24 protein-coding genes are annotated in these 24519 nt (G+C 33.7%); 18 read left to right on the top strand and 6 right to left on the bottom strand.

Features of this window, described 5'->3' with window-relative positions:
• Positions 1-233: 233 nt before the first annotated feature.
• The 5 genes from B4A23_RS04010 to B4A23_RS03990 all read right to left on the bottom strand — a co-directional run bounded on the left by B4A23_RS04010 (position 234) and on the right by B4A23_RS03990 (position 3732).
• Positions 234-665, bottom strand: a complete 432-nt coding sequence (locus tag B4A23_RS04010; protein WP_291117476.1) for an OsmC family protein — start codon at positions 663-665, stop codon at positions 234-236.
• Between the two features lie 129 nt (positions 666-794).
• On the bottom strand, positions 795-1520 hold the full coding sequence (locus B4A23_RS04005; protein WP_291117128.1) for a hypothetical protein: 726 nt from the start codon (positions 1518-1520) through the stop codon (positions 795-797).
• Positions 1517-2326 carry a DUF4097 family beta strand repeat-containing protein gene (locus B4A23_RS04000; protein WP_291117125.1) on the bottom strand — a complete coding sequence of 270 codons (810 nt, stop codon included), beginning with the start codon at positions 2324-2326 and terminating at the stop codon, positions 1517-1519. Before B4A23_RS04000 ends, B4A23_RS04005 begins: the two co-directional genes overlap by 4 nt.
• Positions 2327-2348: 22 nt before the next feature.
• Positions 2349-3176, bottom strand: a complete 828-nt coding sequence (locus B4A23_RS03995; RefSeq protein WP_291117122.1) for a hypothetical protein — start codon at positions 3174-3176, stop codon at positions 2349-2351.
• Entirely contained in the window at positions 3169-3732 is a 564-nt protein-coding gene (locus tag B4A23_RS03990) for an RNA polymerase sigma factor (RefSeq protein WP_291117119.1), read from the bottom strand. The genes B4A23_RS03995 and B4A23_RS03990 overlap by 8 nt, the downstream gene beginning before the upstream one ends.
• Positions 3733-3953: 221 nt before the next feature.
• Here B4A23_RS03990 and B4A23_RS03985 point away from each other — a divergent pair, with 221 nt between their 5' ends.
• Positions 3954-4904, top strand: coding sequence for a M20/M25/M40 family metallo-hydrolase (locus B4A23_RS03985; RefSeq protein ID WP_291117116.1), 951 nt, complete (start codon positions 3954-3956; stop codon positions 4902-4904).
• A gap of 59 nt (positions 4905-4963) precedes the next feature.
• A complete protein-coding gene (locus B4A23_RS03980) occupies positions 4964-7159 on the top strand; it encodes a B12-binding domain-containing radical SAM protein (protein ID WP_291117113.1) in 2196 nt (731 codons plus the stop codon).
• Between the two features lie 54 nt (positions 7160-7213).
• Here B4A23_RS03980 and B4A23_RS03975 read toward each other — a convergent pair whose 3' ends face one another.
• Positions 7214-7840: a hypothetical protein gene (locus B4A23_RS03975; RefSeq protein WP_291117110.1), complete on the bottom strand. Its 627-nt coding sequence runs from the start codon at positions 7838-7840 to the stop codon at positions 7214-7216.
• A gap of 347 nt (positions 7841-8187) precedes the next feature.
• On the opposite strand from B4A23_RS03975, the gene B4A23_RS03970 reads away from it, so the two are divergent.
• The 16 genes from B4A23_RS03970 (at position 8188) to pcaF (ending at position 24437) form a co-directional block, all read left to right on the top strand.
• On the top strand, positions 8188-9345 hold the full coding sequence (locus tag B4A23_RS03970) for a homogentisate 1,2-dioxygenase (protein ID WP_291117107.1): 1158 nt from the start codon (positions 8188-8190) through the stop codon (positions 9343-9345).
• A gap of 266 nt (positions 9346-9611) precedes the next feature.
• Positions 9612-10742 (top strand): 4-hydroxyphenylpyruvate dioxygenase, encoded by a 1131-nt coding sequence (gene hppD / locus B4A23_RS03965; RefSeq protein WP_125350265.1) that lies wholly within the window; start codon positions 9612-9614, stop codon positions 10740-10742.
• Positions 10743-10885: 143 nt separating this feature from the next.
• The gene (locus tag B4A23_RS03960) at positions 10886-11674 is read left to right on the top strand and encodes a phosphatase PAP2 family protein (RefSeq protein WP_291117105.1); all 789 of its coding nucleotides are present in this window, start codon (positions 10886-10888) and stop codon (positions 11672-11674) included.
• 129 nt (positions 11675-11803) lie between these two features.
• Positions 11804-13063, top strand: a complete 1260-nt coding sequence (locus B4A23_RS03955; RefSeq protein ID WP_291117102.1) for a dihydrolipoamide acetyltransferase family protein — start codon at positions 11804-11806, stop codon at positions 13061-13063.
• A 5-nt stretch (positions 13064-13068) separates the two neighbouring features.
• Complete coding sequence (locus B4A23_RS03950) at positions 13069-15123, top strand: alpha-ketoacid dehydrogenase subunit alpha/beta (protein ID WP_291117099.1); 2055 nt, start codon at positions 13069-13071, stop codon at positions 15121-15123.
• 116 nt (positions 15124-15239) lie between these two features.
• Positions 15240-16577, top strand: coding sequence for a phenylacetate--CoA ligase family protein (locus tag B4A23_RS03945; RefSeq protein ID WP_286500589.1), 1338 nt, complete (start codon positions 15240-15242; stop codon positions 16575-16577).
• 4 nt (positions 16578-16581) lie between these two features.
• Positions 16582-17154, top strand: coding sequence for a TetR/AcrR family transcriptional regulator (locus tag B4A23_RS03940; protein WP_115000316.1), 573 nt, complete (start codon positions 16582-16584; stop codon positions 17152-17154).
• A 1-nt stretch (position 17155) separates the two neighbouring features.
• Positions 17156-18238 carry a 1,2-phenylacetyl-CoA epoxidase subunit PaaE gene (paaE, locus tag B4A23_RS03935; RefSeq protein WP_180906686.1) on the top strand — a complete coding sequence of 361 codons (1083 nt, stop codon included), beginning with the start codon at positions 17156-17158 and terminating at the stop codon, positions 18236-18238.
• A gap of 22 nt (positions 18239-18260) precedes the next feature.
• Positions 18261-19226 (top strand): 1,2-phenylacetyl-CoA epoxidase subunit PaaA, encoded by a 966-nt coding sequence (gene paaA / locus B4A23_RS03930; RefSeq protein ID WP_038335708.1) that lies wholly within the window; start codon positions 18261-18263, stop codon positions 19224-19226.
• A gap of 4 nt (positions 19227-19230) precedes the next feature.
• A complete protein-coding gene (paaB, locus tag B4A23_RS03925; RefSeq protein WP_038335709.1) occupies positions 19231-19518 on the top strand; it encodes a 1,2-phenylacetyl-CoA epoxidase subunit PaaB in 288 nt (95 codons plus the stop codon).
• A gap of 3 nt (positions 19519-19521) precedes the next feature.
• Positions 19522-20298: a 1,2-phenylacetyl-CoA epoxidase subunit PaaC gene (gene paaC, locus B4A23_RS03920; protein WP_286500585.1), complete on the top strand. Its 777-nt coding sequence runs from the start codon at positions 19522-19524 to the stop codon at positions 20296-20298.
• A complete protein-coding gene (paaD, locus tag B4A23_RS03915) occupies positions 20292-20780 on the top strand; it encodes a 1,2-phenylacetyl-CoA epoxidase subunit PaaD (protein ID WP_291117092.1) in 489 nt (162 codons plus the stop codon). The genes paaC and paaD overlap by 7 nt, the downstream gene beginning before the upstream one ends.
• A 6-nt stretch (positions 20781-20786) precedes the next feature.
• Positions 20787-21572, top strand: a complete 786-nt coding sequence (locus B4A23_RS03910) for an enoyl-CoA hydratase-related protein (protein WP_291117089.1) — start codon at positions 20787-20789, stop codon at positions 21570-21572.
• 3 nt (positions 21573-21575) lie between these two features.
• Entirely contained in the window at positions 21576-22733 is a 1158-nt protein-coding gene (locus tag B4A23_RS03905) for a 3-hydroxyacyl-CoA dehydrogenase NAD-binding domain-containing protein (protein WP_291117086.1), read from the top strand.
• Between the two features lie 13 nt (positions 22734-22746).
• Positions 22747-23160 carry a hydroxyphenylacetyl-CoA thioesterase PaaI gene (gene paaI, locus B4A23_RS03900; RefSeq protein WP_291117083.1) on the top strand — a complete coding sequence of 138 codons (414 nt, stop codon included), beginning with the start codon at positions 22747-22749 and terminating at the stop codon, positions 23158-23160.
• Positions 23161-23231: 71 nt separating this feature from the next.
• The gene (gene pcaF, locus B4A23_RS03895) at positions 23232-24437 is read left to right on the top strand and encodes a 3-oxoadipyl-CoA thiolase (protein ID WP_291117080.1); all 1206 of its coding nucleotides are present in this window, start codon (positions 23232-23234) and stop codon (positions 24435-24437) included.
• The last annotated feature ends 82 nt before the right edge of the window (positions 24438-24519 follow it).

Raw genomic sequence — 24519 nt, 5'->3', positions numbered from 1 at the left:
ACTTCGGGACGTGGTCAGCTAGGTTCAGAACCACGTCAGATACGTCTTGGATGCAGTCGACGACGTTCGGAACGTCAAAAAAGGTGTATTTTTTGAAGACGATTGATGATAATGAATCAGTAATAAGATGAATTTTATCTTCTAAAACCTATTCTCGATACAAAATTCTAAACGAGTTTCACTCGAATTGACGGTTTTAGGAAAGTTAATTTAAAACCTAAATCAATTCAGTTTTATTTTGCGCTACATTTTGCGTGATGATATACTGGGAAATTACATGAATTTGCTATAAAACACAATTCATTTGCCTTTTTGTGAAGTGAAAGCGCCAACTCGATTTGTGATGAATCAGAAATAATAATTTCAGGAAATAAATCTACTTTTACAATCTTTCCGCTTCCGTCAGGATTGACTTGCAGTGTAGCTTCTGAATGATCTTGGTAAGAAATTACATCAATTTTATGTTGTATACAACAATATAAATACGACATCATGTGACAAGAAGTCAAACTACTCAAAAGCAAATCTTCGGGATTGTATAAATTTGGATCACCTTTGAAAGCTTTCGCAGCAGAAACCTCTAAATCAGGTTTTCCTTCAATCGAAATATGATGACTTTTTGTATATATTCTGCTTAAAGAAGAAGAAATATTATCTTTCTTCATCCAATTTAGCGCAACTTTAAATAAATGATTCAAGGCTTAATTTTTATCAAAAATAATCTTTTCTAAAAGAAAAACACAACTGAGAATCCTCAATTGTGCTTTCAAAAAATGTTATAATTTATCTACTATTTATTTTCTCAAATAGACATTTCCATATTTAGAAGAAAATTCTTGCAATGGCTGTTTACCTACGTTTGCTGCAATTACTGAATGAAAATTATCTGATTTTATAGTTTTGATTGTAAAATCTAAATTCGTGTACATTTTCCCAAAAAAAGTTTCCACTTTTATTTCTCCAATTTGTTTTGCATTCATTGTTGCATCCACACTCCCATATGTTGATTGTGCGATAATTGGTGCTTCAAAATTAATAACTTCAATTGTTCCATACGTTGATTCGATAGTTGTTTTCATATGTTCAGGAACTTTAATTTCCAATACAATATCCATTTGTACTCCTGTAGAAACCGAAGAAGATTTGATGTCATTTGCATCAACATATTTCTGATAATCCTCTTTGGTTTGAAATTGTTTTTTTTCACTTCCAAAAGTCGCTGTCACTTGATGCGGAATATCTTTTAGGTTAAAAACTTTACCTTCGATCGTTTTTCCTTGACTGTTCTTGCTTTCTGTTAAGTTGAAATTTGAATCATTTTTACCATTATTGATGTTTACATTTCCAGAAATACTCACTTCGTTTTGTTTCCAAGTGGTGATTTTAACGATTTGCGGATAATCAAATTTTAATGTTAATTCTTGACCTTTTTCAACTGAAAAACTCTTCTGAATTTTTGTTTGAGCGATTGATAAATTTGCCAATAAGCCCATTGCTAAAGATAAAATTACTGTTCTCATAACGCTCTTAAATATATTTTACTATAATCTGATCTGAAAAGGAAGCTTGTTCCTCCGCCATTTAATGTTCCTGTTGCTTGATTGTTAATTTTTATCATTTCAGATGATTTATCAACTGTTTCTAATTTCAATGATAATTCAGGTGCAATCAAAATATCACCAAACGAAGTTGTTAATTTTACATTTGCTTTAGACGATTTCGGAATCGAAGCATCCACGTGACCATAGATCGACACAAGCGACAAAGGTCCTTTTGCATTTTGACTAAATTTCGCATCGATAGAACCATAAATCGTGTTGATTGTTGCAGGACCTGTTACATTCTCTAACACTACATTGTTGTAACTTGCAGTTGCTTCAACTTCGTTTTCAATATTTTTGAATGTAATGGTACTTCCAAATTGAGATTGATGATTAAATGAAATTGTTACACCTTTCGGAACCAAAATTTTGATGTTTGGAGGCGTCATTTGTTGAAGTTGTTTTACCTCGATTACACCATTTTTTTCTACAACATTTATTCCTAAATCTGTGTTATCCTCAAGCCCTAATGAGTTGATTGAGCGCAATCCTTTTGCTCTTTCGTCATTATCTCGCGATCTTGTTTTTGTAGAAAAAACAATTTCGTTTCCGTTGTAACCTTCTACTGTTACACGTCCAAGATCAAGGTTCAGTTTTCCTTTACTTACAGCTAATTTGTATGTTTTTGAATTATCTTCATTCGCACTTTTCGATTCATTTTGTGCAAAAGTGTACGTAGACATCATCATAACAGATGCAGCTACCAAAAATATTTTTCTTATCATTTTTTTGATTTTTTGTTAATTATTATTTTCTAAAAAGAACCGCGTACGCTTCGTCTTTCACAAACGGTTTTGTTGTAGGATCCATAACCATTTCTTGTAATTTATTTGTTAATTTCAAATCGATTTGATCATTATTGATATGCGCTATCATTCCTATTAATTCCATTTGTACCATCGGATCATCTTGCTTCATAAAAATGTCTGTTAACTCTTTTGAAACGTCCGATTTAGGTAATTTTGAAGCAAGTGCTTCGAGTGCATTTAGTCGCACAATTGTATTGTTGTCATTTAAAGCTAAGTTGTATAAACTCTCTTTTAAATTGTGATCAATACTTGGTAAATCAGCTATTTTTGCAATTGCATTAATACGATTACTTGTTGATTCTTGATCGTTTAATGAACTTAAAATTTCATTTTTAAGGTTTTCATTTATACCAATTAGTTCTTCTTTTGGTTGAACAATTTTTTCGAAATTTTTCTCTTTCTGAACTCTTACAAACTGAATTTCTTTTTGATTTTTTTCAGTTTTAATTTCAGTTGGATGAACAATTTCTGGCTGAATTTCTTCTACTTTTTTAACCTGTTTTTCCTTAACAATTTCAATTGTTTTAGGCGAATTTACTTGATCATTTTTCAAGAAAAAATATCCACCAACACTCAATAAAACAAGTGCAGAAGCAGCGATACTCCAATTCTGAATTCTCCATTTCTTAGGTTGTTCAATTACCAAAGTTTTTTCTTCCTTTTTAGGAATCTCAGCCTGAATTCTTTTCCATAATTCTGCAGAAGGTTCTTTGTTTTCAAAGGCTTCTCTGTTATTATCAATATGTTTTTTTAAAGAATCATTCATTGCAAACGGTTTGTTGTAAGGTTTCGTAAATTTTCTTTTTTGCACGATGATATTTACTTCTCACCGTGTTGTGGCTCAATCCCAAAAGTTGAGCAATATCTTCTTGCGGCATGTCTTCGAATAGAAATAGATTCACAATTGTTCTTGTATCCGTTGGTAATTCTTCAATCGCTTGTTGCAATTCTTCAATTTTACCATCCAACATTTGTTTTTCTTGCAAAGTTTCTTCACTGTCATCAATAATATTTGCTCCTTCAACATCAGAAAAATAAACTTTGTTTTTTCGTAAATGTGAAATCGATTTATTAATCGCAACTCTACTAAACCAAGCTCCTAAATTCTCGATGTTTTTCAACTTTTGAATATCAGAAAAAAGTGAAATAAAAATCTCTTGTGTCAAATCTTCCGCATCAGAAACTTCTGTTACCAAACGATAAACAGAATTGTAAACTGATTTCGAATAGCGATGATAGAGCTGAGTATAACCAGCCTCTACACCAGATTCGCACCAATCTAATAGTTGTTTATCATTTATTGAAAAATTTTCTTTCTCCAAAATTTTCAAGGTTTCATTGTTGTTTCTATTGTATAGACGCAGCAAGTTTTTGAATGTTGCATCAATTTTTAAAAAAGTTTTTGAAATTTAACAATTATTGAACTATTCACCCTGATTTTCAGTGATAATAAGTAAAATTAAATTTCTAAAATTATCCTATTCATCTATATTCTTGATTATTTTTCTATTTTTGTTAGAAGTATACTTAGTCGAAATTGAATATGAAAAAAATAGTTATCATCTTATCTTTGATTGTAGGAGCCAAGTCTTTTGCGCAAGAAATTGAAGTCAAAAACCTTAAAAAACACGTTTATTTTTTGGCAGATGACAAAATGAAAGGAAGAGGAACTGGAAGTGAAGAAAATTTGAAAGCTGCAAAATATATTGCGAAAGAATTCAAAAAATATAAACTTCAACCTTTAGGAGAAGATGGTTATTTTCAAGGATTTGAAGCGAAAGTGAAAAAAGTGAAAGTTGTTGACAGTATTCGTTCTGCAAAAAATGTGATTGCTTTTTTAGATAATAAAGCGGATAAAACGATTGTGATTGGTGCACATTACGATCATTTGGGAGAAGGAAAGCAAGGAAGTTCTTTGGCGAAAGATAGCTATGGAATGATTCACAATGGTGCTGATGATAACGCTTCTGGCGTTGCAGGCTTGTTAGAATTGGCAAGATTTTACAGTAAAAATAAAGTGACAGAACCTGTTAATTTTTTATTTATTGCTTTTGGTGCTGAGGAATTAGGTTTGGTCGGTTCACGTTATTTTGTGAAACACCCAACGTATGATTTATCGAAAGTACATTGGATGTTAAACATGGATATGATTGGTCGTTTGAACAAAGAATCTGGTGTTTCTATTATAGGTTATGGAACTTCTCCAGCTTTTGAAACGATTTTTAACGAAATTAATCCGACTGATTTTGTCAAATTTTATACAGGTTATGAAGGTAGAGGCGGCTCGGATCAAACTTCGTTTTATGAGAAAGATATTCCAGTTTTATTTTTCCATACAGGTGGTCACGACGATTATCACAAACCAACTGACGATGCAGATAAAGTAGATTATGAATCGTTGAAAGGAATTCTTAATCTCGAAAAAGCTGTGATTGAAGGAAGTTTCAAAATTGGAATGATGCCATTTAGAAGCACCGATAAAACTGAAAAATAATTGATAAAAATCTAAAATTATTTTTTTTCAATCCGTATTTTTGCAACAAATTTCAACGATTGAAAACGGATCTTTTATTAATCACACCACCATTTACGCAATTAAACACACCATATCCTGGAACAGTTTATTTAAAAGGATTTCTAAATACACTTTCATATTCAACTTTTCAAGCTGATTTAGGTTTAGATGTTATCTTACAATTATTTTCAAGAAAAGGTTTAATTGATTTATTTGAATTTATTCAAAATCAAGAAATTGAATTAGGTGATAATAGTAAAAGAATGGTGATGTTAAGCGATGAATATATCGCAACTATTGATCCTGTTATTCGATTTCTACAAGGTAAAAATTCGACTTTAGCTGATTCAATTATTCAAGATGGATATTTACCAGAAGCTTCTCGTTTTGCTGAGGTTGAAGATTTGGAATGGGCCTTTGGTTCGATGTCTTTTCAAGATAAAGCGAAGCATTTGGCAACTTTATATTTAGAAGATTTATCGGATTTAATCATTGAAGCGGTTGACGAAAATTTTGGTTTTTCTCGTTATGCAGAACGTTTGGGAAGATCAGCAAATTCTTTTGATGAATTGTATCAAGAATTAGCGAAAGATCCAACTTATATTGATAAAATAACACTTTCGGAATTAGAAAAATTAATTCAGAAAACGAATCCAAAAATGATTGGTTTTTCGGTTCCTTTTCCAGGAAATTTATATTCGGCTTTTCGTTGTGCTCAATATATCAAGGCAAATTATCCTGAAATTGTTGTGGACATGGGCGGAGGTTTTCCGAATACAGAATTACGTTCTTTAAGCGATCCACGAGTATTTGAGTTTTTCGATTTTATTACATTAGATGATGGTGAAGCGCCAACTGAGCAATTGTTAAAATACATCAATCAAGAAGTTGAGATTTCTGATTTGAAAAGAACTTTTGCACTTCAAAATCAACAAGTTTCTTATATCAATAATCAAACTGTTCGAGATTATAAATTTAGCGAAGTTGGAACACCAGATTATACGGACATCAAATTAGATCAATATATTTCGGTTATCGAAGTAGTAAATCCAATGCATCGTTTGTGGAGTGATGGACGTTGGAACAAGCTGACGATGGCGCATGGTTGTTATTGGGGAAAATGTACGTTTTGTGATATTTCCTTAGATTATATTAAGATTTATGAACCAATTGCGGCAAAACAAATTGTAGACAGAATGGAAGAGTTGATTAAAACAACTCAAAATACAGGTTTCCATTTTGTTGATGAAGCTGCTCCACCAGCATTAATGCGAGAAGTTGCGTTAGAAATTCTTCGAAGAAAATTGACCGTAACGTGGTGGACAAATATAAGATTCGAGAAAAGTTTTACATACGATTTGTGTCGATTACTAAAAGCTTCGGGTTGTATTGCGGTTTCTGGAGGTTTGGAAGTGGCTTCGGATCGATTGTTAAAACTGATTGATAAAGGCGTAACGGTAGAACAAGTTGCGGTTGTCAACCGTAATTTTACGGAAGCTGGAATTATGGTACATGCGTATTTGATGTATGGTTTTCCGACGCAAACAAAGCAAGAAACGATTGATAGTTTGGAAATGGTTCGTCAAATGTTCGAATTGGGAATTCTTCAATCAGGATTTTGGCATCAATTTGCGATGACAGCGCATAGTCCAGTTGGATTGAATCCAGAGAAATATCAAGTGATTAATCATAGTACTGAATTAGGAACTTTTGCGAATAATGATATGATTTGCGAAGAAAAATCAGGCTTAATTCACGATCAATTTTCGTATGGATTAAAGAAATCATTGTTTAACTATATGCACGGTGTTGGTTTTGAGTTGTCGCTGAATGAATGGTTTGATTTTAAAGTTCCGAAAACGTCAATTCAACCAAATTATATCGAAACAGTTTTGAATAATGAAACTTTCATAACGCATAAACCAACGCAAAAAGTAGTTTGGTTAGGAGGAAAGCCTCAAATAGAATTTGTTACGAAAACCAAAAAAGGGAAGACTTTTGAGAATGCTGTTTTACAGTTTCATACCAAACAAGATTATCTTGAAATTGTTGTGGACAAAGAGATTGGAGAATGGTTGGTTGATTTTGTTCAATACTTGAAAGAAAGTCCAAAAGCAGTTTCGTATCTACAAATGAAACAAAGTTTTGAAGAAAAAATACAAACTGATTTTGAGATTTTTATCTATTCAAAACAAGCCGAAAAATTAAAAGAAACAGTTTTACTAATCGTATAAACATAAAAAAAACCTTGAATTATTCAAGGTTTTTTTGGTAGATATGAATTTGTATTAATTTTGATCAAATGATTTTAAAGAGCCATCAGAATTAAACATTCCTGTATAATTTCCTCTTGTACCTTGTACGCTTGCCATCCATCTTAGTTCGCCTGTAGCGGGATTCATTGCATAATAAAGTGCTCCCAAAGGTTGCGCTCCTTCAATATCTTTTGATTTTACTTCAACTTGTTTGTTGATGTTTGCAACCGTTTCAAATTTAATATCACTTAAAGGAAAAACATTATCATCCATGCTTCCTCCACCAGAAATTTGAACTGGTTGTGGCTCTTGCCATTTTCCGTTTTGAAATAAATAATCATCTATATTTTCCGGTTTCGTAGGATCTTGAATCGCTAATTTAATTCTTCCATCACCATAAAAGTAGACTTGTTGAAATACTTTGATTTCTTTTCCTTTGAATTTTGGTAATTCTTTCAATTCTTTTTCAGCTTTATTCAGTAAAGTGACATCAGCTAATAAATTAGAAGTGGATGTAGCTTCTCCAGAATTGCTTTCAGTTTCATTGTTACTTTTTGCTTCCACATTTTCGTTATTCGTTTCAGTAGCTTTTTTATCATTTTTACAAGAAGTAAAAATTAAGGCAGAGATTGCTAAAATTGCAAATAAATTCTTTTTCATAATGTTTGTGTTTTTATACTCACAAATTTAATCTGCTAAATAACGTTATACAATCCCTGAAAATAGGGAGTTTGTTTAATTTGTATTGTGCCTTAAAGTTGATAATATATTTAAAGTGTATTTTGTACAATCAAAAAATGTTTCTATCTTTGAGATAACCACAGAAAAGAAATGCAAAAAATTAAGGAAAATATTAAACCTTTATTTGTTGGAATGAATAAGCAAACTTCTGCTTTACTTTCCAAAATTGTATTTGCTCAATATTCACACTAGAATATTGCAGATTATTTGTTGACGAATCTCGTCATCTATCTACCTTTTCATCAAAATAACAAACAAAATACGATATGCCACTTTATCATCATTTGGGAGAATTCCCACAAAAGCGACATACGGTATTCCGAAAACCAAATGGAGAATTATATGCAGAAGAATTAGTTTCTACGCATGGATTTTCGAGTACGTATTCCAATGTTTACCACTGTTATCCGCCAACTTTGGTAAAAGCGATTAGTGAACCTTATTCGGTAGAACCTAAAATTGCTCGCGCAAAACATTTAAAACATACATCTTTAAAAGGTTTCAAAGTAAAGCCAACCAAAGATTATTTAGAATCTCGTGTACCAGTTTTGGTAAACAATGATTTACATATTTCGTTAGCTGCACCGCAAGAGTCGATGACTGATTATTTCTACAAAAATTCGATGGCGGATGAAGTAATTTTTATCCATGAAGGTTCTGGAGTTTTGAAAACTGGATATGGTCAAATTGAATTTGAATATGGAGACTATTTAGTGATTCCACGCGGAATCATTTATCAGCTTCATTTTAATGATTCAAATAACCGATTGTTTATTACAGAATCATTTAGTCCAGTTGAAACGCCTCGTCGCTATCGCAATCATTTTGGACAATTAATGGAACATTCACCTTTTTGTGAGCGCGATATTAAACGTCCTCAAAATCTTGAAACCAATGATGAACATGGAGATTTCAAGATTATGATCAAAAAAGAAGATTTGATTTATCCGTATGTTTATGGAACTCATCCTTTCGATTTTGTAGGTTGGGATGGTTATCATTATCCATGGGCTTTTTCAATTCATAATTTCGAGCCAATTACAGGGCGAATTCATCAGCCGCCACCTGTTCATCAAACTTTTGAAGGTGCAGGATTTGTGATTTGTAGTTTTGTTCCGCGTCTTTTCGATTATCATCCAAATGCGATTCCAGCTCCTTATAATCATAGTAATGTAGATTCTGATGAGATTTTATATTATGTGGATGGAGATTTTATGTCGAGAAAATCGGTTGAGAAAGGGCAAATTACATTACATCCAGCTGGGATTCCACATGGACCACATCCTGGAACAGTTGAAAAATCAATTGGAGCGAAAGAAACACACGAATTAGCAGTGATGATTGATCCTTTTCGTCCATTGATGTTAACTGAACAAGCGTTAGAAATAGAAGATCCAGATTATTATAAATCTTGGCTTTATTAAGAGATTTTAATTTTGTTCTAAGTTCTAAGTTCTAAGTTCTAAGTTCTAAGTTCTAAGTTCTAAGTTCTAAGTTCTAAGTTCTAAGTTCTAAGTTCGTTGTTATTCTGAGCTTGTCGAAGAATCTAAGACAGGATTTAATAAAAGTCATTATGAACTTGATTCAAAATCAAATATTTTAAATAAATAGAAGCTGAATAAATCATATACAGTAAAACTTAATACATTTTACTTTTTACATAATACATAAAAATAAAAACACAATAAAAATGAGTACACAAACATTTGCAGAAAAAATAGCATTAGCACAAGATTTTCTTCCAATTAATGGAACGGATTATATCGAGTTTTATGTTGGTAATGCAAAACAATCTGCACATTATTACAAAACAGCTTTCGGATTTCAGGAGGTTGCGTATGCAGGGCCAGAAACAGGAGTGAGAGATAGAGCTTCTTATGTTTTACAACAAGGGAAGATTCGTTTGGTATTAACTTCTGGTTTGAAATCAGATTCTCCAATTTGTCAACATGCAATGAAACATGGTGATGGAGTTAAAATTTTGGCACTTTGGGTGGATGATGCGTACGATGCTTTTGAGCAAACAACGAAACGTGGAGGAAAACCGTATATGGAGCCAACTACGATTACAGATGAGTTTGGTGAAGTAAAAATGTCTGGAATTTATACATATGGTGAAACGATTCATATGTTTATTGAGCGTAAAAATTATGAAGGTCCTTTTATGCCCGGTTATGTGAAATCTGAATCAACATATCAACCAACAGATTGTGGTTTATTGTATGTAGATCATTGTGTTGGTAATGTAGGTTGGAATCGAATGAACGAGGCAGTTGCTTGGTATCAAGATGTTATGGGATTTGTAAATATTTTATCGTTTGATGACAAACAAATCAATACAGAATATTCGGCATTAATGTCGAAAGTGATGAGTAACGGAAATGGTTATTCAAAATTTCCTATTAATGAGCCTGCAGAAGGTCAAAAGAAATCTCAAGTTGAAGAATATTTAGATTTTTACGAAGGAGAAGGTGTGCAACATATTGCAGTTGCAACTAAGGATATTGTAAAAACTGTTACAGAGCTTAAATCTCGCGGAGTTGAGTTTTTATCTGCGCCACCAGAGGCTTATTACGATATGATTCCAGAACGTGTTGGTGAAATTGATGAGGATATCAAGAAGTTACAAGATTTAGGAATTTTGGTTGATTGTGATGAAGAAGGTTATTTGTTACAAATTTTTACAAAACCAGTTGAAGATCGTCCAACATTATTCTACGAAATTATCGAGCGTCATGGAGCACAATCGTTTGGAGCAGGAAATTTCAAAGCATTGTTTGAAGCCTTAGAAAGAGAACAAGAACGTCGAGGAAATTTATAAATAGATATTTTTAAAAGCCATTGGATTATTTCTAATGGCTTTTTTCTTAATCAAATCTTAAGTTTTGTGTAAGGAGGTTTCAAATACATTTGTTCAATAAAATGAATGTGAAAATGAACCAAATTAAAACAAAAACGATATTAATGAATTGTGTATTACTTTCAATATTTTCGATAAAAGGAAATGCACAAGATACGATTCAGCAAACTAAAACGGATTCTATTCAACTTGATTCTATTTCGAAGCCAACATTTAATCCAGAAGATAAAGTTTATCATTTTAACGCCAAAAAGTTGATTATTCCTGCAACTTTAATTACGTATGGAAGTTTGAGTTTGGCAATTCCTGCGTTGGATAATTTGAATAAATCTACTCAAAATGAAATTTTAGAAGATAAAACAAAAGGAAATAAATTTGATAATTATACACAATATTTACCTGCTGCAGCGGTCTATGGATTGAACTTAGCTGGCGTTCAAGGGAAACATAATTTACGAGATCGGACAATAATTTTTGCAACTTCTCAAATCATTAATACAGGTTTGGTGATGGGATTAAAGCACACTGTACAAGAAGAAAGACCCGATGGTACAAACAATCTTTCTTTTCCCTCTGGACATACGGCAAATGCGTTTTCTACGGCTCAATTTATGTTTCGAGAATATCAAGATTCTAATTTTTGGTTGAGTTTAGCTGGGTATCCTTTGGCTGCTTTTACAGGTATTTATCGTGTTATCAATAATCGCCATTGGGTTGGAGATGTTGTTGCTGGAGCGGGAATAGGAATTTTATCTACGGAATTGGCGTATTGGTTATTTCCAACGATTAACAATTGGTTTTATCCAAAAAATAAAGAATCAAAAGTAGCGACAATGGTTTTTCCTGTTTATCAAAATAATCAAGCAGGAATTGGTTTGGTGATGAGGTTTTAATAGGATTGAGTTTTGGATAATGTAATAGCTACACTAAAAAAGCAAAATTTCAATGAATATTTCAACTAACATTCATTAGTTTTTATAAAAAATCATTATCTTCAACGCTCAAAACTGCAAACAAATAAAATGAAGAATATAGAACTAACGATTCCAAAATTGGGAGAAAGTGTTGAGTCTGTACAATTAGTTCGTTTTACAAAAAACGTTGGCGATTTCATTCAAGAGGATGAGGTAATTGCCGAAGTTTCGACGGATAAAGTAGATTCTGATGTGCCTTCTACAACTGCTGGAAAAATTATTGAGTTTAGATTTAATGAAGGAGATGAAATAAAAATCGGAGAAGTTTTCGCTTTAATTGAGCCTTCAGAAAATCAACAACAATCAGCTCAAAAAATTGAAAATGTTGAAGAAAAAAAGATTGAGACTGTTACAACTTTACAAACTATAAATTCAATCGATACAAATCAATTTTTATCACCTTTGGTAAAAAGTATTATTCAAAAAGAAAATCTTCAATCAACTGATATTTCACAAATAAAAGGTTCTGGTCGTGATGGAAGAATCTCTAAGAATGATGTATTAAATTATATTCAAAATAAACCATTTACAACTAATAACTCAAGTAATACTTTAAGTGAAAATAGTGTAGTTTCGAGTTCTTCTTTTGGAGCGAAAGATGAAATCATTGAGATGGATAAAATGCGTCAATTGATTTCGAAACACATGAAAAAGAGTAAACAAACTTCGCCTCATGTGACGGCTTATGTAGAACCTGATGTTACGAATTTTGTGAAATGGCGCGAAGAAAATAAAGCTGCTTTTGAAGCAAAATATAAACAAAAATTAACGTTTACTCCGTTAATTGTAGATTGTGTTGTTCGTGCAATTAAAGATTTTCCAATGGTTAATGTATCAGTTGATGAGACTGAAACTAAAATAATCAAACACAATGAGATAAATATTGGAATTGCAACTGCTTTACCAAGCAATAATTTAATTGTTCCTGTTATTCATCAAGCCAATGAATTGAATTTAGAAGGTTTAGCAAAAGGCGTAAATTCAATTGTAGATAAAGCGAGAAATAATAAACTTTCGCCAGATGATGTTCGTGGAGGAACGTTCACAATTAGCAATGTAGGAACTTTTGGTAATTTAATGGGAACGCCAATTATCAATCAACCTGAAGTTGCAATTTTAGCCACTGGTGTGATTAAGAAAAAACCTGCGGTTTTAGAAACTGAATTTGGAGATATTATCGTGGCAAGACAATTTATGTATTTGTCACTTTCGTTTGATCATCGTGTGATAGACGGATCTTTGGGAGGCGTTTTTTTGAAACGAATTTCAGATTACATGGAGAATTGGGATGTTAACACGCAAATTTAATCAGAATGGAAACCACATTATCAACAACAATATTACTTAAACAAGCATACGAATTATTGGTTACTGCAAAATCTTTAACCGAATTATACGAAGAAAATAAAGTTGTAACAAGCAAATATGTGCATGCAACAGCGCGTGGACACGAAGCAATTCAAATTGCTACAGGATTACAATTATTAACACAAGATTACTTAAGCGCATATTACCGTGATGACGCCATGTTGTTATCAATAGGAATTACGCCTTACGAATTGATGTTGCAATTATTAGCAAAACGAAATGATATTTTTTCTGGAGGAAGAACCTATTATTCTCATCCAAGTTTGCGTCGTGATAATATGCCGAAAATTCCGCATCAAAGTAGTGCAACGGGAATGCAAGCGATTCCAACAACGGGAATTGCGATGGGAATGCAATACAAAGAATTAGAAGGTCTTTGTGACGAAGAAATAAAACCAATTGCAGTTTGTTCGTTAGGAGATGCGTCTTGTACAGAAGGCGAAGTGGCAGAAGCTTTCCAAATGGCAGCTTTGAAACAATTGCCAATTTTATATTTGGTTCAAGATAATGAATGGGATATTTCGGCTTCAGCAGATGAAATTCGTGCGCAGGATATCGCTCATTATGCAAAAGGTTTCAAAGGTTTGGAAGTTTTTGTGGTTGATGGAACGGATTTCTTAGCTTCTTATGAAACTATTCAACGTGCAATTGAAATTATTCGTACAGAACGTCGTCCGATTTTGGTGCATGCAAAAGTCCCTTTATTGAATCATCATACATCTGGCGTTCGCAAAGAATGGTACAGAGATGATTTGGAGGAAGCACAATCTCGTGATCCTTACAATAAATTAAAGGATACATTATTAAATGAAGGTTTCGATGAAAATGATTTAATCGAAATTGAGAATAAGATAAAAGAACAAGTTCAGGCTGAATATCAAGAAGCATTGAAAGCAGAAGATCCTCGTCCTGAAGACTTATATACGCATGTTTTTGCGCCTACACCGATTACCGAAGAAAAAGGAAATCGTTCGCCAGAAGGAAAAGACAAAAGAGTAATGGTGGATTCTGCATTGTTTGCGATTCGCGAATTAATGGCAGAACATCCAGAAGCTTTATTATATGGACAGGATGTAGGGTTGCGTTTGGGTGGAGTTTTTCGTGAAGCGGCAACTTTAGCAAAACAATATGGTAAAAATCGTGTATTTAATACACCAATTCAAGAAGCATTTATAATCGGATCTACAGTTGGAATGTCCGCAGTAGGTTTAAAACCAATTGTTGAAGTTCAGTTTGCCGATTATATTTGGCCAGGTCTTAATCAATTGTTTACAGAAGTGGCACGTTCTAATTATTTATCAAATGGTAAATGGCCAGTTTCGATGATTTTACGTGTGCCAATTGGTGCGTACGGAAGCGGAGGACCTTATCATTCAAGTTCGGTTGAGAGTGTTTTGATAAATATAAAAGGAATCAAAATTGCTTATCCATCTACTGGAGCAGATTTAAAAGGTTTGATGAAAGCAGCTTATTATGATCCAAATCCTGTGGTGATGTTAGAACACAAAGGTTTGTACTGGAGTAAAATAAAAGGAACAGAAGATGCGGCGACAGTTGAGCCAGACGAAGATTATGTATTGCCTTTTGGTAAAGCACGTGAAGTTTTAATGGTTGAATCTTCTCAAAATCATAATTCTGTAACGATTATTACTTATGGAATGGGTGTGTATTGGGCGAAGCAAGCGGCTAAGGATTTTCCTAATCAAGTCGAAATTATCGATTTAAGAACGTTAGTTCCGTTAGACGAGGAGTCGATTTTTAATAGTGTAAAAAAACACAATCGTTGTATTGTTTTGACAGAAGAAGCGAAGCAGAACTCCTTTGCACAGAGTATTGCAGGCTTAATTAATGAAGAGTGTTTTGAGTACTTAGATGCACCAATTCGCGTGTTAGGAGCGCAAGATATGCCAGCAATTCCATTAAATTCGACTTTAGAAGCAGAAATGTTACCAAATGCTGAAAAATTAAAAACATTGATTAATAGTGTTTTATCCTATTAAAAAGGCAATAATTAATAATAATTGTATTTTTTACACTAAAAAAACTAACGTTTGTTAGTTTTTTTATTTTTTTTGATTAAATTTGTTATTATCAAAAATCAAAATCTGCAAAAATTATGATATTTAATCCCGAGATAGAACAAATGCCAATTGAAAAATTGCGCGTTCTTCAAAACGAAAGACTTCAAAAAATGTTGAACAAAGTGTACAACAATGTACCTTTTTACAAAGAAGCGTTTGATGCAGCTGGAATAAAGCTAGAAGACATCAAAGGTGTTGAAGATCTACACAAATTACCTTTCACCAAAAAAACACATTTAAGAGAGAACTATCCGTTCGGATTATTTGCAGAACCAAAGAGCAACGTAATCCGTTTACATTGTTCAAGCGGCACAACAGGAAAACCAACTGTTGTAGGTTATACCAAAAACGACATCGAATTATTTTCAGAAGTAGTAGCGCGTTCTTTAGCGGCTTCTGGATGCGAACCAGGAATGACATTACAAAATGCCTATGGTTACGGTTTGTTTACAGGAGGTTTGGGATTACATTATGGAGCAGAAAAATTAGGAATGACAGTTGTTCCTATTTCTGGTGGAAATACTGAAAAACAAATCATGTTGTTGAAAGATTTTCAAGCTGATGCGATTTGTGCAACGCCTTCGTATGCATTAACAGTGGCAGAGGAAATCAAAAAAAGAGGAGAATCGTTAGAAAGCTTAAACCTTAAGTTTGCGATTTTAGGATCAGAACCTTGGTCAGAAGCGTTACGTCAAGAAGTAGAAGGAAGTTTAAATATCAAAGCGTCTAATATTTATGGATTGAGCGAAATTATCGGACCTGGTGTATCTAACGAAGATTACGAAGAGCAAGGAACAGGATCTTACATTTGGGAAGATCATTTCTTTCCAGAAATTGTAGACGAGAAAACAGGTGAGCCTGTGCCTTACGGACAACCTGGTGTTTTAGTGATTACAACGTTAACAAAAGAAGCTTTACCATTGGTGCGTTATTGGACTGGAGATATTACAACCCTTACATACGAACATTCTAAGAAAAGAACACATATCAAAATGGGGCCGATTATTGGTCGTGCAGATGATATGATGATTATTAGAGGTGTAAATTTCTTTCACACGCAAATCGCTGATTTTATTCCAGAATTCCCAGAATTATCACCAAATTATCAAGTAGTTTTAACAAAACCTAAAAATATGGATGCTGTAGAAGTTGGATTTGAAATTAATCCTGACTATTTTGCAAGCCAAGGTTTCACTTGTGATAATTTGAACGACGAATCTAATCATGCATGTTGCAAATTAATCTCTAACATTCACAAAAAGATTAGAGACAATATTGGATTAGGAATGAATGTTAAATTGTATCAAGTTGATGGACTTCCGAAAAGTGAAGGAGGAAAATTAAACCGAATCATCGATAACAGACATTTATAAATATATGCCTAAACAAAGTAAAAAAGAACTGATTATTCAAGAAGCTGCATTAATCTTCAAACAAAAAGGATATTCGGCTACATCAATGCGCGAACTAGCTGAAAAAGTTGGAATGGAAGCGGCAAGTTTATACAATCACATTCGTTCGAAGGACGAAATTTTAGAAGAGATTTGTTTTAAAGTTGCCAATCAATATGTTTCTCACATTAGTTCGATCGAAGATACTGACGAATCAAATGTTCAGAAATTGAGAGATTTAATTCAATTACACGTCAGAATGATTATTGATGAGCCAAACGAAGTTTCTGTTGCAAATAATGATTGGAAAAATCTTTCGGATACGAAAAAAGAATTGTACAAAACAATTCGAAAAGGATACGAAAAAAGAATCGCTAATCTTATCAAAGCAGGAATTGCAGCAGGCGAATTTAAAGACTTGAATGTTTCGGTTGCTTTATTTACTTTATTATCATCATTACGTTGGATAGAATTGTGGTACAAACCTGGACGAGATATCTCACCAGAGCAATTAGAAAATGACTTAATGACACTATTAATTAACGGATTTCAAAAATAATATGGCTATAAATTTTCACCAATTACGCGTTAAAAATGTAAAAAAGGAAACACCAGATTGTGTATCCGTTACATTTGAAGTGCCTGAAGAATTAAACCAAGAATTCAAATTCAAACATGGTCAATATTTAACGTTTAAGAATCTTCACAATAACGAAGAAATTAGACGTTCTTACTCAATTTGTTCAAGTCCTTTGGATAATGAATTAAGAGTTGCTGTAAAGAAAATTGAGGATGGAATTTTCTCGACATTTGTTAACGATACAATCAAAGTTGGCGATGTTCTTGATGTAATGACTCCACAAGGAAATTTCTTTACAGAAGTACACGAAGACAACAAAAAATTATATGTAGGAATTGTGGCGGGATCAGGAATTACACCTGTACTTTCTATCATCAAAACAGTTCTACAAACAGAACCTAACAGTCAATTTGTGCTGTTATATGGAAACAGAAACAAAGGTTCGATTATTTTTAAAGAAGAAATCGAAGCATTAAAAAATAGATATATGGAACGCATTAGCGTTTACAATATCTTGAGTCGTGAAACGGCTGATGCTGAGATTTTGAGTGGTCGTATTGATAAAGCAAAAATTGAATATTTCTTGCAAAATATCATCGATCCAAAAGAAGTAAGCGAAGTTTTCCTTTGTGGACCAGAAGAAATGATTTTAAGCGGTCGTGACGCTTTTGTAGAAGCAGGAGTTGATGCAAAGCATTTGCATTTCGAATTATTCTATAGTGCATCTGCAGAAGCGAAAAAGGTAGAGCGTCAAAAAGCTGTAAAACAATCAGATGACACAATGAGTAAAGTTACCATCAAATTAGATGCAACAGCTTTACAGATTGATTTGGGTTACAATGGCGACACAATCTTAGATGCGGCTTTACAAAACGGAGCTGATTTACCTTATGCTTGTAAAGGTGGTGTTTGCGCAACTTGTAAGTGTAAAGTAGAGAAGGGTGAGGTAGAAATGGACATCAACTACTCACTTGAGCCAGATGAATTAGAAAGAGGATTTGTATTAGCGTGTCAAGCGCATCCTCGTTCTGCAGAAGTCGTGGTAGATTTTGATGCCAAATAATCAACTTTAAAAACGTTTAGAAATGAGTGCAAAAGAAATTGATTTTCAAGAAATCTTCGATAATAAGATTGAAAATGAAGTTCGTATCGAACCAAAAGACTGGATGCCAGACGCATACCGCAAAACATTAATTAGACAAATCTCTCAACATGCTCACTCAGAAATTGTTGGGATGTTACCAGAAGCAAACTGGATTACAAGAGCGCCTTCGTTAAATAGAAAAAAAATTTTGTTAGCGAAAGTTCAAGACGAAGCTGGTCACGGATTATACTTATACTGTGCTGCAGAAACGTTAGGTGTTTCTCGTATTCAAACTTTGAATGATTTACATTCAGGTAAAGCAAAATATTCATCAATCTTCAATTATCCAACCCTTACTTGGGCAGATATCGGAATGATTGGTTGGTTGGTAGATGGAGCTGCGATTTTGAATCAAGTTCCACTATGTAGAACTTCTTACGGACCTTATGCTCGCGCAATGGTACGTGTTTGTAAAGAAGAATCTTTCCACCAAAGACAAGGTTACGAAGCATTAGTGGTATTATCAAAAGGAACACCAGAACAAAAAGCGATGTTGCAAGATGCAATGAATCGTTGGTGGTGGCCTACATTAATGATGTTTGGACCAAAAGATGAAGAATCATCAAACTCAGAATTATCAATGAAATGGAGAATTAAACGTTTCTCGAATGACGAATTACGTCAACGTTTCGTGGATATTTCTATTCCTCAAGCTGAATATTTAGGATTAACTATTCCAGATCCAGATCTAAAATTCAACGAAGAAACAGGTCACTACGAATTTGGAGAAATTGACTGGGAAGAATTCTGGAATGTTGTGAAAGGAAACGGTAAATGTAATAAACAACGTTTGGATGCTCGCCGTAACGCACACAACGAAGGAGCTTGGGTTCGTGATGCTGCAACAGCTTACCACGAAAAAAGAAAACAAAGAGAATTAGAAAAAGAACAACGCAAAAACGCATAAAAAGATGGAAAATAGAGATTGGCCTTTATGGGAAGTATTCATTAGAAGTAAACAAGGGTTAGACCACAAACACGTTGGGAGCTTACATGCTGCTGATGCTACAATGGCACTAGAAAATGCACGTGATGTATATACACGTCGTTTAGAAGGTGTAAGTATTTGGGTGGTAGAATCTGCTAATATTCATGCTTCTAATCCTGATGAAGCGGAACAATTTTTTGATCCTGCAGAAGACAAAGTTTACCGTCATCCAACTTTTTATGATGTACCAGAAGAAATTAAAAACATGTAATTTATGACAAGTACAGTTTATCAAAACAATCAAAATTACATTGATTTTATCTTGCATTTAGCGGATACAAATCTAATTTTGGCACAACGTTTATGCGAATGGTGTGGTCATGGTCCAATTTTAGAACAAGACATTGCAATGTCTAATATGGCGTTGGATTTATTAGGTCAAACATCTAATTATTATGACTATGCGGCTGAAATGATTGGGAATGGAGCAACTGAAGATACGTTAGCAATGTTACGCGAAGAGCGTGAATACAAAAACTTATTGTTAGTTGAATTACCAAACGGACATTTCGGAGATACGGTTGCACGTCAATTCTTTTATGATTCTTACCATGCATTATTGTTAGAACAATTCTTGAAAGTTAAAGATCTTAAATTACAAGCCATCGCTGAAAAATCATTAAAAGAAGTAAAATATCACTTAAAATGGTCATCAGAATGGATGATTCGTTTAGGAGACGGAACACAAGAATCTCACGATAAGATTCAGGAAGCTGTAAACAATATTTTACCTTATGTAAAAGAAGCGTTTTTATTAGCGCCTTACCAAAAAGCTTTAGTTGAAGAAGGATTAATTTCAAGTCCAGAAGAATTTCAAGCAACTTGGTTAGCAAATGTAAAAGCAATTTTAGACGAAGCGACAATCGATGCAGATGTAGAAAATGCTTTTGTACAAAAAGGAGGTAAAGAAGGTGTTCATACAGAGCATTTAGGATTTATCTTAACAGATTTACAATATTTACAAAGAACTTATCCAGATTCGCAATGGTAACCGAAAAAGAAATTTGGCAATACATGGAGGAAGTCGCTGATCCAGAAATTCCTGTGATTAGTGTAATTGACCTTGGTGTTGTGCGTAAAATTGAATTAATTGACCAAGAAAGTGTTAACGTTACAATTACGCCAACGTATTCGGGATGTCCTGCTATGAGTGCAATTTCAATTTCTGTTCGTTTAAAATTAATCGAAAAAGGATTTAAAAATATCAATGTCATTAATCAGTTGAGTCCTTCGTGGTCAACTGATTGGATGACAGAAGAAGGAAAGCAAAAAATGAAGGCTTATGGAATTGCACCGCCAACCAAAAATCCTTCGTCTGATGTGCTTTTTTCTGACGAACAAAATGTAGAATGTCCACAATGTGGCTCTACAGATACCAGACTTATCAGTCAATTTGGTTCTACAGCCTGCAAAGCTATGTATCAATGCAATAGTTGCCACGAACCATTTGATTATTTCAAATGTCATCACTAAAAAATTATGGAAAATTCAACATCAATCCTATACACACAAGAGGGAGGAATTGCTACGATTACGTTGAATCGTCCTTCTGTTTTTAACAGTTTTAATCAGGAAATGATTAAATCTCTTCAACATCACTTGGATGTTGCAGCCCAAGATGTTTCTGTTCGTGCAGTGGTTTTAACTGGAACGGGGAAAGCATTCTGCGCTGGTCAAGATTTAGGCGAAGTTTTAGAAGAAAAAGAAATCGACTTCAATAAAATCGTTCAAGAAAATTACAATCCATTGGTTCTTAAAATTAGAAACATGGACAAACCAGTTGTTGCTGCTGTAAACGGTGTTGCTGCCGGTGCGGGAGCAAATTTAGCTTTGGCTTGTGACATTGTTGTCGCGAAAGAATCGACAAATTTTATTCAAGCTTTTTCTAAAATTGGTTTAATTCCAGATTGTGGAGGAACTTATTTCTTACCTCGTTTAATTGGACTTCAAAAAGCGACTGCTTTAATGATGCTTGCTGATAAAGTTTCGGCGGCTCAAGCAAAAGAAATCGGAATGATTTATGAGTTTTTTGCTGATGATATTTTCGATGCAGAAGTTGCTAAGATTGCTCATAAATTAGCCAATCTTCCAACAAAAGGTTTGGCTTATACAAAGAAATTATTGAATCAAACATTTAATAATTCAATCGAAGAACAATTAATACAAGAAGGATTATTTCAAGCTAAATCAGGGAATACATCGGATTATCAAGAAGGTGTAGACGCGTTTATCGAGAAAAGAAATCCTGTTTTTAAAGGCGAGTAAGAAATGAAAAAAATAGGAATTATTGGTGGAGGAGCAATGGGTTCTGGAATTGCGCAAGTTTTTGCTCAATCTGGTCATCCAGTTGTTTTATATGACACAAATAAAGAAGCATTAGATCGTTCAAAACAAAACTTAGCGAAGACTTTCGAGAAGTTAGTGGCGAAAGAAAAATATACTGTTGAAAAAGCACAAGAAATTCAAAATAATATCGAATATGCAGATAGCTTATCAGCTTTTGCATCCATCGACTTGATGATTGAAGCAATTATTGAAAACTTAGATATTAAAAAATCAGTTTTCAAACAAGTAGAAGAAATCGTTTCTGACGAATGTATTTTAGCTTCAAATACTTCTTCATTATCAATTGCATCAATCGCATCTGCGTGTTCAAAACCAGAACGTGTAATCGGAATTCATTTTTTCAATCCAGCTCCATTAATGGCTTTGGTAGAAATTATTCCAGCCGTACAAACACGCGAAGGATTAGCAGACGAAGTAAAAGCATTGATTCAATCTGTTGGTAAATTACCAGTCATCACAAAAGATACTCCTGGATTTATAGTAAATCGTGTGGCTCGTCCATTCTACAGCGAATCTATTCGTTTATTAGAAGAAGGTGTAGCCGATGCAGAAACTATTGATTTTGCGATGACTTCTGTTGGAGGTTTCCGTATGGGACCTTTCGAATTAATGGATTTTATTGGACATGATGTGAATTATCGTGTAACTGAATCTGTTTTCGAATCATTCTTTTATGATCCTCGTTTCAAACCATCTTTTTCTCAAAAACGTTTATTCGAAGCAGGATATTACGGACGTAAATCTGGTCGCGGATTCTACAATTATGCAGAAGGAGTGGAGAAAAAAGCACCATTTCAAGATCAAGCTTTATTAGTAAAAATTTACAAACGTGTTTTAGTGATGTTAATCAACGAAGCAGCTGATGCTTTATTTTTAAACATTGCAAATCGTGAGGATTTAGATACAGCGATGACAAAAGGTGTAAATTATCCAAAAGGATTATTGAAATGGGCGGATGAATATGGTTTAGAAAATGTACAAAACGATTTAGATGAATTGTACAATTATTATCACGAAGATCGTTACCGTTTAAGTCCAATTATCAGAAATTACGTCAAAGAAAATAAAACATTCTACTAAAAAATATCAAAACATGGAACCACAAAAGTTATTAAATGCAATGCTTGACCACGATAAATTTAGTGAATGGTTAGGTTTAGAAGTAATAGGATTAGATGCAGGTTATGCTAAAGTTCAAGCTATAATTCGTCCAGAAATGATGAACGGAGTTGGCTCTGTACATGGAGGTGTAACGTTTGCGATGGCAGATTCTGCTTTTGCATTTGCTTGTAATTCATACAATAATATTTCTGTTGCTTTGGATGTTCATATTTCATTTACAAAAGCAGGGAAAGTTGGAGATGTATTTACAATCGAAGCGAAAGAGGTGCATTCTTCTAAAAGAACTGGTATTTATGATATCAAAGTTACAAATCAAAATAATGAGTTAATTGCTTTATTTAAAGGAACTTGTTTTAGAACAGGTAAACCTTTAATTGAAGAGTAAAATGTTATAAGTTCTACGTTATAAGTTCTAAGTTTTTTGAACGTATCACGTAAAACGTAAAACGTAAAAAAATGAACCAAACATATATTATAGATGGAGTTAGAACTCCAATTGGTAAATTAAAAGGTGGATTATCTGCTGTTCGTCCAGACGATATGGGCGCAATGGTAATCGCCGAATTATTAAAAAGAAATCCATCAATTGATCCTGCTGCATTTTACGATGTAATTTTAGGAAATGCAAACCAAGCAGGAGAGGATAACCGTAATATAGCTCGTATGTCGGCTTTATTATCTGGTTTACCTTATACAGTTCCGGGAGAAACGGTTAATCGTTTATGTGCGTCTGGATTATCAGCAGCAATTGCGGCATCAAGAGCAATTCAAGTAGGTGATGCACAATTAATGATTTCTGGTGGAGCAGAATCGATGACACGTGCACCTTTAGTGGTTTCTAAATCGGCTTCTCCATTTGGTGGTGATGCGCAAATTTATGATTCAACTTTTGGTTGGCGTTTTATCAACCCTAAAATGAAAGAAATGTGGGGTGTTGATGGAATGGGAAATACAGCAGAAAACTTAGCGGAACGTGATAATATTTCGCGTGAAGATCAAGATTTATTTGCGGTTTGGTCGCAACAAAAAACGGCTGTTGCACAAACAAATGGTCGTTTAGCGAAAGAGATTGTTCCTGTAGTTATTCCACAACGTAAAGGAGATGCAATCATTTTTGATACAGATGAATTCCCAAAGAATAATACAACAATGGAGATTTTATCGAAGTTACGTCCAGCTTTCAAAGCAGATGGTACAGTAACTGCTGGTAATGCTTCTGGTCTTAATGATGGTGCAGCGGCGAATATTTTAGCTTCTGAACAAGCAATCAAAGATTTTGGTTTAACGCCAATGGCGCGTATTGTTTCTTCTGGTGTTGCAGGTGTTGAGCCTCGTATCATGGGAATCGGTCCAGTTAATGCAACGAAAATTGCATTAGAAAAAGCTGGTTTAACAATGAATGATATTGATGTAATTGAATTAAATGAAGCATTTGCAGCTCAATCTTTGGCATGTACGCGTGCATTAGGTTTAGTAGATAACGATTCTCGTATCAATCCAAATGGTGGAGCAATTGCTTTAGGACATCCACTTGGAATGTCAGGAGCACGTATCTTAAATTCTGCGGCTTACGAATTACAAGCTACAGGAAAACGTTATGCATTAGTTACAATGTGTATCGGTTTAGGACAAGGTTACGCGGTAATTATTGAAAGAGCATAAAAATAGATTTTAGTATTGAGAAGTTAGATCTTAGATTTTAGTCATGCTGAACTTGTTTCAACATCACATTAACTTAATTGTC

The sequence above is a fragment of the Empedobacter sp. UBA7248 genome (assembly GCF_002472945.1).
GTDB classification, from domain to species: Bacteria; Bacteroidota; Bacteroidia; order Flavobacteriales; family Weeksellaceae; genus Empedobacter; species Empedobacter falsenii_C.
The sequence above is the reverse complement of the archived record's forward strand: the minus strand, read 5'-3'. Positions and strand labels throughout refer to the sequence as shown.